This window comes from Enterobacter sp. ENT03, assembly GCF_019218745.1.
Lineage (GTDB): Bacteria > Pseudomonadota > Gammaproteobacteria > Enterobacterales > Enterobacteriaceae > Enterobacter_D.
Genome location: NZ_JAHUXA010000023.1, coordinates 42,788 through 52,751 on the forward strand (window position 1 = coordinate 42,788; position 9,964 = coordinate 52,751).

At 43.8% G+C, this 9,964-nt stretch carries 14 protein-coding genes; 13 read left to right on the plus strand and 1 reads right to left on the minus strand.

What is annotated here, in order from left to right; all coding sequences use genetic code 11:
- Positions 1 to 37: 37 nt before the first annotated feature.
- The 4 genes from KW828_RS19740 to KW828_RS19755 all read left to right on the plus strand — a co-directional run bounded on the left by KW828_RS19740 (position 38) and on the right by KW828_RS19755 (position 3,488).
- Complete coding sequence (locus KW828_RS19740; RefSeq protein ID WP_218337954.1) at positions 38 to 1,342, plus strand: tyrosine-type recombinase/integrase; 1,305 nt, start codon at positions 38 to 40, stop codon at positions 1,340 to 1,342.
- 388 nt (positions 1,343 to 1,730) lie between these two features.
- Positions 1,731 to 2,024: a hypothetical protein gene (locus KW828_RS21990; RefSeq protein ID WP_245004266.1), complete on the plus strand. Its 294-nt coding sequence runs from the start codon at positions 1,731 to 1,733 to the stop codon at positions 2,022 to 2,024.
- 23 nt (positions 2,025 to 2,047) lie between these two features.
- Positions 2,048 to 2,545 carry a hypothetical protein gene (locus KW828_RS19750; protein ID WP_218337956.1) on the plus strand — a complete coding sequence of 166 codons (498 nt, stop codon included), beginning with the start codon at positions 2,048 to 2,050 and terminating at the stop codon, positions 2,543 to 2,545.
- Between the two features lie 256 nt (positions 2,546 to 2,801).
- Positions 2,802 to 3,488: a hypothetical protein gene (locus KW828_RS19755; protein WP_218337957.1), complete on the plus strand. Its 687-nt coding sequence runs from the start codon at positions 2,802 to 2,804 to the stop codon at positions 3,486 to 3,488.
- Between the two features lie 13 nt (positions 3,489 to 3,501).
- Here the strand turns inward: KW828_RS19755 and KW828_RS19760 are convergent, their stop codons facing one another.
- Positions 3,502 to 4,062 (minus strand): tyrosine-type recombinase/integrase, encoded by a 561-nt coding sequence (locus KW828_RS19760; RefSeq protein WP_218337958.1) that lies wholly within the window; start codon positions 4,060 to 4,062, stop codon positions 3,502 to 3,504.
- Between the two features lie 2,000 nt (positions 4,063 to 6,062).
- Between KW828_RS19760 and KW828_RS19765 the strand changes: the two genes are divergently transcribed.
- From KW828_RS19765 to KW828_RS19805, 9 genes are all read left to right on the plus strand, one after another.
- A complete protein-coding gene (locus KW828_RS19765) occupies positions 6,063 to 6,230 on the plus strand; it encodes a hypothetical protein (protein ID WP_218337959.1) in 168 nt (55 codons plus the stop codon).
- Between the two features lie 101 nt (positions 6,231 to 6,331).
- Positions 6,332 to 7,078: a helix-turn-helix domain-containing protein gene (locus KW828_RS19770; protein ID WP_218337960.1), complete on the plus strand. Its 747-nt coding sequence runs from the start codon at positions 6,332 to 6,334 to the stop codon at positions 7,076 to 7,078.
- Positions 7,079 to 7,089: 11 nt separating this feature from the next.
- The gene (locus KW828_RS19775; RefSeq protein ID WP_218337961.1) at positions 7,090 to 7,371 is read left to right on the plus strand and encodes a hypothetical protein; all 282 of its coding nucleotides are present in this window, start codon (positions 7,090 to 7,092) and stop codon (positions 7,369 to 7,371) included.
- A gap of 11 nt (positions 7,372 to 7,382) precedes the next feature.
- Complete coding sequence (locus KW828_RS19780) at positions 7,383 to 7,781, plus strand: hypothetical protein (RefSeq protein WP_218337962.1); 399 nt, start codon at positions 7,383 to 7,385, stop codon at positions 7,779 to 7,781.
- A 2-nt stretch (positions 7,782 to 7,783) separates the two neighbouring features.
- Positions 7,784 to 7,981, plus strand: coding sequence for a hypothetical protein (locus tag KW828_RS19785; RefSeq protein ID WP_218337963.1), 198 nt, complete (start codon positions 7,784 to 7,786; stop codon positions 7,979 to 7,981).
- The gene (locus KW828_RS19790) at positions 7,978 to 8,280 is read left to right on the plus strand and encodes a hypothetical protein (RefSeq protein ID WP_218337964.1); all 303 of its coding nucleotides are present in this window, start codon (positions 7,978 to 7,980) and stop codon (positions 8,278 to 8,280) included. Before KW828_RS19785 ends, KW828_RS19790 begins: the two co-directional genes overlap by 4 nt.
- A gap of 729 nt (positions 8,281 to 9,009) precedes the next feature.
- Entirely contained in the window at positions 9,010 to 9,225 is a 216-nt protein-coding gene (locus KW828_RS19795) for a hypothetical protein (RefSeq protein WP_218337965.1), read from the plus strand.
- A complete protein-coding gene (locus KW828_RS19800; RefSeq protein WP_218337966.1) occupies positions 9,222 to 9,578 on the plus strand; it encodes a hypothetical protein in 357 nt (118 codons plus the stop codon). Before KW828_RS19795 ends, KW828_RS19800 begins: the two co-directional genes overlap by 4 nt.
- 17 nt (positions 9,579 to 9,595) lie before the next feature.
- Positions 9,596 to 9,856, plus strand: coding sequence for a hypothetical protein (locus KW828_RS19805; protein ID WP_256350293.1), 261 nt, complete (start codon positions 9,596 to 9,598; stop codon positions 9,854 to 9,856).
- Positions 9,857 to 9,964: the final 108 nt, after the last annotated feature.

Here is a 9,964-nt window from a genome sequence, read left to right on the forward strand (position 1 = left end):
GTGCGTAATGCACTTGAGGTACAAAAAGGGCTTGTCTATGAGGTTAAAATTACTTCCGTACACCTTCAAGAGATACGGTAACTACTACATCCAGATCCGCTTATCGGATGGACGTTCGTATAAAAAATCACTATCTACTGACAGCTACCGCGAAGCATCTGCTTTGATGGTTAGCATCATTCCTCACATCCCTTTTGTTAAATCATTAGTTACGCCGCTCCCAGTGTTCGAATCATTCTTGTCAAATCTGGTTGCATCAGAACGCAAGGCTGCAAGAAACCCACTTTTACCTCACCAGCCGATAGTTGTTCCTGCTGAAATAGTGGAATCTCAATCGCAAGTTGAACCAGAAAAAGTGCTAACCCTTTCGGATGCGTGGGCGATGTACAAAGACGAAAAGGGGCGCGACTGGACGAAATCGATCTCAATGGCAAATAAGCGTTACATGGAAGTGTTGCTAACCGTCCTGGGAGGAGAAACTGATGTCGCGGCGATCACCAAACAGGACATTAAACAGGTCATGGAAGTCGTTGAAAATCTCCCTAAGCGCGTTGTTCAGCCTTATCGCTCAATGTCCATTCAGCAATTGATAGAATGTGATGATGTGCCACCGGATGATCTTGTTGGTGTTGAGGCCATCCATAAGCATCTCAAGATTTATAAATCACTGTTCAAAACCTTCCTCACAGAAAACAAAGACATTTTATCTAAGTCGCCAACTGATGGCGTAGTGGCTGCACCTTCTAAAGCAAGATTTGGCGCATACAGCACAACAGAAATGAAAAAGTTTGTGGGGTGGGCGCTTATACAGCCTGATAATTGGCAAAAGTGGATCACATTGCTTTTGGCATACACCGGAGCCAGAAGAGGCGAGATTGCCAAACTGGAGAAGTCACAGATTAAATTCGATGAAGACAGCCAACGGCATTACTTCCTGATTGCAGAGGGAGGGCAGGGGAAAACAGAAAATGCAACGCGGCAAGTGGTAATCCACCCTAAGCTGATCGAATGGGGATTTATGGATTATGTTGATCGCCAGTGGAAAGAGCGGATTTTCTCAGAAGTTGCTGGTACGAACATGACAAAGATAGGCAAAATGTTTGCTGATCTCCGTGATCAACTTGGGATTGCGTATCTGGATGATTACGGACAACGGAGGTTGCTGCATTCCATTCGACACTCGGTTTGCTCTGCTGCGATGGCTGGATGGGTGACGAATATTCTTCACCTACAGCAGACGGTAGGTCATGAGAAGAGCGGCGGGATCACCAAACGTTATCTGCATAAGTTCCCGCTTTTCTCAGTTTCTTATGTGATTGATGGCCTTAACTGGGAATCCTAACTGACAATCATCCCTGATTCTGTCGCTCCGCGCGTATCTTACCACCAACGGGCTTTATGGCTTCTATTCCCTCAATTTAAGTATGGTATCATGCAGGGACAATCTTAAAGAAGGGTGGTTTATGGGCTGGTCTTCGTTGGTTAGGATAACCATTGGTACATTTCTATTAGCTGGGTTGTCGTTCTCTGCATACGCGAAGAACTGCAAGAAAGGTATACCATGCGGTAATTCGTGCATTGCGGTTGGAAAAACATGCCGGATTGGATCAAGTACCTCTTCTGCGTATAAAAATTATTCTTACCCGTCATCTTCTCTTCATAGTTCAATCCCTGAAACCTCGTCACATTACCTATCTGCTAAGGTTGACGGAAAAAACACAGCTTCAACCGTGAAAACCTATCTCTGTCAGTATGCTATTGCAGCAATACAGAATGGCAGAATTGGTGCTTTACGCGTGCTGGGTCGGGCCGAGGTAACGTTGCATGTCGATAGCTTCAAAGCTAACCGTTTAAACGGTACATACCTACTCTCGCCAAAGCTGAAAACTAACGGTAAGTTGATGATGGCTGATGATAAAAGTAAAGTGTACGCCTATGATTCGTCGCTGATGAACTTTGCAATTAGTGACCGCATCGCAAGAAGCACTGAGCAATGGGAACATTGTAAACGGGTTCACAATTAATAAACTCAATTCGTGGGGATGGAATGAAAAAATTACTAATGGCTTTCGTGATTCTAACTTTACCTCTGCTCTCATTCGCTAAGGGTATTGGTTATGGAAATACTAAATGGGACATGAATCCGTCAGAAGTTGTTGCGGCTCAGGGCAATGGCGCGCATCTGATCTCACCAGAAAAGTATAAGGATAATTTTGGGAAAGTGCGGATTGATAATGTATCGATCGGTAGCGGTCTTTATACTGTCACATTCCTTTTTAATAGTGCTGATCGTCTTGTACAAACGAACGTAGCCAGTAATGAGAAAAAAAATGAAGGTATCGTTACGAGTCAATTTGGCACATTGAGTCAATTGCTAACTCAGAAGTATGGGAAACCTGAGTTTTCAGATTCAGATAAAGCAACGTGGAAACTTCCTGACACTACGGTTGAGTTAAGCAAGATGGTCATTTCTGGGATCATGGCCCAAACAGTAGTTCGTTACATTCCAAACAGTAGGGTAGCAAGCGATACTTCTAATCTTTAAGCCATTGCACCAGAAACGCGCATTCAACAGCACAAATCCAAAGGGTGCAATACCCCTTTGGATTATGATTTCAATGCTTGTATGTAATCGAGTAGTTTATTCAGATGACTTACTTAAATAGCTGGATACTTAGAAAATTTAACCTGCGTCATCTCTCTTACGTTGCATAAATTGGAACGCAAGACCATAATTAATGCGAATGTTTTGGATGATTGCTCATAAGATAATGTTTTATTTCGGAAAAATGGATACAGCTATGCTAAAGGTTATTGCTTCAATCTCCGTTTTTATATTTTTTACCGTCATTGGCTCCCTGTTTTCTGGATGTAATGATGGTTGGATGTCTGCATCAATAGGAAGTAGAGGAGCTTGTTCCCATCATGGTGGTGTAAGCGGTATGCCCGGATTGTTTATGTTTGTCGGGTTTGTAGCAGGTGTGTTTCTATTCCTTAAATTATCATCAAAAAATAGTATTCATCACGACGATAGCAATGCCATTGATACTAGCATTAGAAATGTTGAGAATGTTAATAGTAGAGGGCTAAAAAAAACCACTATAAAAGATGATGAAAAAAAAGAACTTATCGCATCATTTGAAAAGTATTCCGAAAAAAATAAAAATCCTGTCTTGAAAGTCTTTGTTTACTCTAACGGTCTATTGCTGTGTGAGTTAATAAATAAAAATAATGGTTATGACTGTTTTACAAGAAAATTAAACATGACAAGAATGAATGACCTTCAAACTACATTGGAGAATGTTTTTCTGCATGATGGTACTGAATTTTTAACGGGCGTAAATCTGCGGTATTTTAAGTTAAGATTTTTCAGTGACAATGCTCGAAGGCACTCTGAAATCGTGGTTGGAAATTTTAATAAGCCAAAACTTCTAAGATTAAAAAACATAATAATTGATGCCTTTCCTGTTGTAGCGAGAAAAATGTAACCTTTATAAAACATTAATCCCAAATGTTTGCAAGGGCAGCGCCCACGCTCTTAACGTCAATCTTCAAATAGTTCATGGTCACTTTAGGATCTGAATGGTTCAGCGCTTTCATTGCTAACGCCAAATTCCCGTTAGATTTTTCCCACACCTGTGTGGCAGAAAATTTTCTGAACGAGTGACACCCTACCGTTCCTTTAATCCCGACATTCTCCGCAGCCTGTTTGATCTCACGGTTCACTTGCTCACGACTCACAGGAGATTTTCCTGATGCACGGTTGCTGTGTGACGTGAAAACGTATTCGTCTTTCGGGAAGGCCTGGCGGCGACGTTCTACAATCTCCCACACCTTCGCAGGGACGATGATTTCTTTCTTCTTGCCCGTCTTACTCTCCAGCACTTCCAGCGTGTTTCCCTCCTTGAACTGGCTGAACTTCAAATTCACCGTGTCACCTACCCGTAAACATAAAGAGGCCATAGTGATCGCTACATCTGCGAATAGCTGTTTGTTATGACTCTCAAGCCAGCTTATCAGCTTAAATGCCTCTGCTTGGGTGATTATCTTCGTGGTCGCCATCAACTTATCTCCGTCAATCCTGAAACTGTGAAATAAGATTATGATCATTTTCAGTAAGTTACAATCTTCTAATCTCACATTTCTTTGGTGGGGCGGTGGAAGGTTGCGCCATTTCCAGCACTATCGAACACGACCAGTACGCACTCCCTGTATAAAATTTGGACAAATATAAAATATCCTGAGAGAAATCAATATTTTGGAAAGTCTAAACAGATGTTTGCACGTTGCCAAATACTGGTGGGACTATGCACGGTCTATTCACATTCATTGCATACCATAGAGAGAAAGGAGAAGTGTGACGGTGTGTGTGTTAACTAAATCAATAGGTTAGGTGCTCTATCTCACATTACTTTAGAACATTGAGGTAGAGCTATTGTACGTTAGATGATAGCTATTCTCATCCGTAACGATGTGATCTGAGTTGTTGAGAACTATTATCAATAATGTGGTTTTGGCATGAAAATAAACCGATGTTTCATTTTATAAACAGTCGTTAAGCAAATTGCACCTATCATGAAAGTTTCCATTGTGGACAATGATCGCTGCAAGCCGCAAGGTACAAGGCTTCAACAAAGTTAAGTGATTCTGAAATGAAAGGTCACTTGTTAAGTTTGGCTACATTCACCCCTGATCTTTACCTGCCATTTACCAGCGGATTACATGCCGGTTTGATGGGAATTATCCCAAGGTTGTTGCATGTACGATTCGGAGTGAGCAGGGTCGGTCATTGTGACGTAGGGGGTCGGTCAGAGTGAAAGAGGGGGTATGTCAGGCTGACGTAGGGGGTCGGTCACAGCGACTGACAATAAGATTAGCTATAATACTAATAATAAGATCAGTTATTAGATCAGTATCTTTTGCGCTGACTTAGGTCAGGCTACGCCGCGCAAGAATGATCTTCTTCATTATTTCTTTTGCTGGCGGCTCTTCGCCGTCACTCCTGGCAAGCAGCCTTACTTCGCTACCTTTCGGGCTTCGTTGGCTGGCCTCGTTCCGCTCAGGAACCAGCGCAAGCTACACTCTTTACCTTCTGGACTCGTGCAAACTTCGTTTCTGACGAGAGTCAGGCACGAACAATTATTTGCCATCGGCAAGAGATCGCTTTCGCCGTGGGCGAATACCATTGCGCTGTGCGCGGTATGTAACCATGTACCCAACCATCTAACGATGATTGACCACATGCTAACTCTACCTAACGACAATTAACCCTCCTACGTCCGTTGTCCGTAGTCGTGCTAATTCTCGAAGGTAGAGCGGCTAAAGTTCACTTTCACCGTGCTAAGGTTCAGTTCACTAAGCCTCAATCCAATACCAACGCCTACCATCCTGATAACTAACGTTATCCGTCTGTAGTTGTGCTATTGGTTTCGGGAGTAAGTGCCAGAGGTGCGCCATACGTCACCAGAACGCACAGGAAGCCCGTAGAGCGATTTTTATAGGGTGGGTGGTAAAAGGTAGCATGAAAGCGTCAGAACGTCGCAGAGAGCGTTACAGGATGCTTTGTGTGTTTCTTGTGGCTGTCTTCTCTGGTGGCAATTTCTACCACAGATTTCCATTGATAGCAACTATCTGTTTTTTGTATAAAGCACGTAATGCGCTTGACTTTTTTGAAGTTATTGAAAAATAACTTGACAGCAAGTGTGCTTTTAGTGTATTATTAAAAGTATGGTGATAATCATTATCATCTACCCCATCTAACAACATTCCATCACGCATACATTGCAGCCTCCACCAGGTTTTGGTGCGGGGGCTTTTTTGCGTCTGGAGAAAACCGAAACAGGAGCAAAACACATGCGTTATTTCAACGTTGACCAAATCTACGCGGATTTGATCACAGGCCGAACAACACGAGGACTGGTTTACAGTTCACTTGTCCGAGCGCGTAAGCGTGAACAGCCCGACAGAGTGGAGATGTTTGAAGAAGCGATCCGACGCTTTGACGAATGGCGAGCAACGCCAAACTTCACACCCTTGACCAGCTAACCCAGGAGGGAACCAGAATGAACGAGAAGAAAACCAAACTACCGCCGTCCACATCGTTAATGATCCCTGATGAGACATTTCAGATTCTGTTCAAAGAAGCAAAGCGCCGAAAAATGAGCGTAAGCGCACTCCTTCTTGAAGAATGCCAAAGTCTGGCGGTCAAATACTCGAAAGCTGGCGCGTAATCACCACCACCAGCATTAACAACAATCCACGAATGAGAAGCGGAGAAAACCCAAATGAAGAGCATTCGTATTTTACTGAGCATACATAGGAGCAAACAACAATGGCAAAAACCCTCGCCCAGATTAAGGCAAAACACGAGCACACGTATCAAGATGAAGACGGAAAAACTGTAACATCGCAAACCTTCAAAAAGGACTTCACCTTCTTCGAAGACATTGAATACCTTTATTCAAAAGATTGCCCCGATGGTATAAAGATCGACAGCTTTCACGTTGGTTTGTATTGCCGCTTTCAGAGTTATCAAGCGAATGGCAAAACCTGCTACGAGAGCCAAGGGACATTAGCGAGAAAGCACAAAACATCTGTTTCAACGATAGGCAGACGAATTAGCGACCTGAAAAAACTGGGACTGGTGACAACAGAATCTAATCCCGATTCTAAGTATGACACTCTTCTGTACACTGCATTACCGCTTACTGATGCTCACGTTATCCCACCAGATCAACTACCAGCAGCGCCTAATCCTGATGAGACAGCAGCGGAACATGCCGTTCCTGATTTTGATGATCTTCCGTTTGTCTGGGATGCTCCACAGTATCAACCAACACCAACGATCCCCACTCAGCAGGACAAGCCAGAGCTTCCCTGGGGCGGTGTGGCTATCTGCAAACCGAATGGCGATCCCATCGATGCCGCTTGGAAATGGGCGCTAACAGAGACAATGGGCGATGAGGAAGCAGCCTACCAACTTATTTCACAGACAGCGACCAAACATCTTGGACGTGAGATTATTTTAACCGCACCAACGAATGAAACCTTCGATCAACGCGAAGATCTACCATTTTAACCTGGAGGATTATGAACAACCTTTACTTACTGAACGAAGATACAAAGTTTCAACTCGGATGCAACGAAGTATGCAGACGAATCTATAACCACCTTGCAAGCCTTGGCCGTGAGAACGGAACATACCGTTCCAGCGTCAAAACCCTGGCATCTGCCCTGGGCTACTCGGAAAGCGGAATCCGTTATTGGTTGTCCCTGATGAAAGATGCCAAAGTGATCACCATCACTCGGAGAGGCGGGTATTACGATTTTGACGTTAATCACAACGTTTCTTTCATCACCTCGAACCACTAAGACGAGGTGCAATGAGTAAGAAGGAACGTAGCACCCTCACCCGCATTGAACGGGAAAATGTCAACAGGATCGGCAAAGCAGCACAAAAACAGCAACAGCGATTATTAATCACTTCTCTCGAAAAAATCCCAGGCACATTGATAGAACACGTTGAATTAGTGGATTCACCCCCGCCAGACAGTGAAACGTGGGCGGCGATGAATGACATTCTTTCTTCGTGTCCGAGCGTTTATTACAAACCACGAAAACGCAAAGTTTACACCTGGGATGATAGCCAGCTTCGCCGCTGGCAATGCCTCGGCTTTGAATCACTAAACCACTACCTAACATACAACGCAATGAACAATACCGTGGCGGGAGCCAGGGATTTTGATGAACTTTTTAACATTGGAGACAAGTACAAAGAATGATTATGGAAATAACAAAACAAGATTACTTTCAAGACCGCATGCAATACGTGCAGGATTTAGTTAAACAGGCTGAATGGGCAGAACAGGCACAAGATGTTAATAAAATAGAGTACCTTCTCGATGTGCTGGCAACTGAGATTGCCCCGTTTCAAGTGGCATTGAACATCGTCAAGTTGATCAAAACACGGATGACACAATGACTAAAACCCAGTTAGAAGATTTTCTTCAAGAATTCCACGATGAACTTCACATTCCACTACTTGATGCGGTAAATGCTGTATACAAAGCTCTCCCTGAGAGCAAGCCTGAGAGACTCTCTGACGCTGTAAGGCTGATCCAATTGTCAGCGGTGGCGTTGGAGGGGATTATCCTCTCAGTGGAAGGTACAGAGAGCCTATGTGAGGAGCAGGAACTGATAGGAGAGGTGACACAGGCGGCGCTGTCTCTGGCAGCGTGTAAAGATGAACTGAACGATCTGTTACAAAACCAATCTGCATAAAAATGCACTTAAAGTGAATAAAAAGATTGACTTTGTAACGGAAATGCTGTACTATAAGAATAGGATCTGAATAAACGTATCAAATCACGTTTCTCTCCCTTGTATGTCAATACGATTTGCAAACATTATTCCATAGTGTGGGCACTCCTGAGAATGCCGTTTCCCATAGCGGCGCTCTCTCCAATGTTTTTCCGTAAAGAATGGGTTATGTTCTTTAGCCACGGTTATTTCTTCTTTGTCGTTCCAAAGGTAATGCACGGTCACATTATTATTTTGTGGTAGTAGTGTGAACAATCACCGTGCATCTCCTTTCTTTACGAAAAAAGCATTGTGCTTTTTACTCATTCATTCCGTTAGGGTGAATGTTGTCAGACTGCTTTAAACGTCGATGATGTTTCTTTGTTACGTCTGGCTTCTCCTATTATTGTTTCCAGCAATGATAGTGAGGTTCCAATCTCCCATTTCTTGCCATGACAGAAGGGCTTCTGTTTTGAAATGGGCGCAAAGCTGCCCCTGATCTTTTAATCTCCTAAGATAACAGCAGGGGCAATTTATTCCAGAAGGTATTCTTCAAGATAGTATTCTTAACTTCATTACTCTTTAAAAATGACGTTAATAATGCTTTCTCTAGCAAGGGGCATTCTCTCCTGGGGCTACTTCGGTAGCCCTTTTCTTACCCTGTGTACAACATAAATGCTGTAAGCAGACACAACGCGAAGGAACAACACAATGTTCTTATTAAACAATCGCGACCGAATCCTAAAATACAAATCCGAAGTGATCGAAGTTAATCCTGAATTAATAGCTAAAGTGGCTGAGATGGCAGGATGTACCGTAGAAGAAATTGAAAAAGCTGTAGACCAGTATTTCCCTTCTGAGGGCACACCTCAATTAAGTATGCAGGAACGGATCGCAATCAAATCAAAGGAAATAAAACAACAATGATTGACCTAACCGAGCTTTTCCCAATTCGAAAAAGTTTCACGGACGTAGTGAGCTACGCAACGGATTGTTTTGCAGCCGTCGAGGGTCGTGTTTTCGACCTGCCAGCGGATGTGCAATGCGGCGACGTTATCGGCGCTGATGGGGCGCTCTATGCCTCCGGCGATGATGCCTTTGTGGTGGTGTCCGATTTCGTCAGCGCTGGCGACGTTAAAACCGTGAATGTCGTACGTGCGCCTAATGTTGGTAGCTTCGTAGCGCTTAAAGCCGACAACCTGAACGCAGCGAATCACGCCGCAGCTATCACCACGCTCGAATCCAAAGGATTCGTATGCCGTCCATTCTTCACCTCTTAATCAAGGATGACTAACAAATGAGTAAAATCGCAATTGGGCGTGAGATGGTCGATTTAGCGCCAATCTTCCAGGCCCTACCTGAACGTAACTATTTGATGAATGCCCTCGACCTCTTCGACGGGGTAGGCGTCCAGAATCCAAAAGTGGTGGTGACACAGCTTCTTGATGATAACTACAGCCTGTTTAACACCCCGCAGAGCCGTTATTCATCAAACCACGACACAACCGCGCGTCAGAATGGTAAAGAATACCTGATCGAGTATGAAGTGGTTTACTGAATTTGGCCACCTGAACAGAGGTGATATGCTCACCTCAGAACAACACAGGTGCTCCAATGAAAAGAAGAAATTTCAGTCCTGAATTCAAACGCGAATCCGCTCAACTGG

Coding starts and splice junctions, on each gene's coding strand:
- KW828_RS19790 (WP_218337964.1), top strand. CDS start 7,978: ATGACTAAAACCCAGTTAGAAGATTTTCTTCAAGAATTCCACGATGAA.
- KW828_RS19750 (WP_218337956.1), top strand. CDS start 2,048: ATGAAAAAATTACTAATGGCTTTCGTGATTCTAACTTTACCTCTGCTC.
- KW828_RS19780 (WP_218337962.1), top strand. CDS start 7,383: ATGAGTAAGAAGGAACGTAGCACCCTCACCCGCATTGAACGGGAAAAT.
- KW828_RS19800 (WP_218337966.1), top strand. CDS start 9,222: ATGATTGACCTAACCGAGCTTTTCCCAATTCGAAAAAGTTTCACGGAC.
- KW828_RS19795 (WP_218337965.1), top strand. CDS start 9,010: ATGTTCTTATTAAACAATCGCGACCGAATCCTAAAATACAAATCCGAA.
- KW828_RS19775 (WP_218337961.1), top strand. CDS start 7,090: ATGAACAACCTTTACTTACTGAACGAAGATACAAAGTTTCAACTCGGA.
- KW828_RS19760 (WP_218337958.1), bottom strand. CDS start 4,062: ATGGCGACCACGAAGATAATCACCCAAGCAGAGGCATTTAAGCTGATA.
- KW828_RS19770 (WP_218337960.1), top strand. CDS start 6,332: ATGGCAAAAACCCTCGCCCAGATTAAGGCAAAACACGAGCACACGTAT.
- KW828_RS19765 (WP_218337959.1), top strand. CDS start 6,063: ATGAACGAGAAGAAAACCAAACTACCGCCGTCCACATCGTTAATGATC.
- KW828_RS19785 (WP_218337963.1), top strand. CDS start 7,784: ATGGAAATAACAAAACAAGATTACTTTCAAGACCGCATGCAATACGTG.
- KW828_RS19740 (WP_218337954.1), top strand. CDS start 38: ATGAGGTTAAAATTACTTCCGTACACCTTCAAGAGATACGGTAACTAC.
- KW828_RS19755 (WP_218337957.1), top strand. CDS start 2,802: ATGCTAAAGGTTATTGCTTCAATCTCCGTTTTTATATTTTTTACCGTC.
- KW828_RS19805 (WP_256350293.1), top strand. CDS start 9,596: ATGAGTAAAATCGCAATTGGGCGTGAGATGGTCGATTTAGCGCCAATC.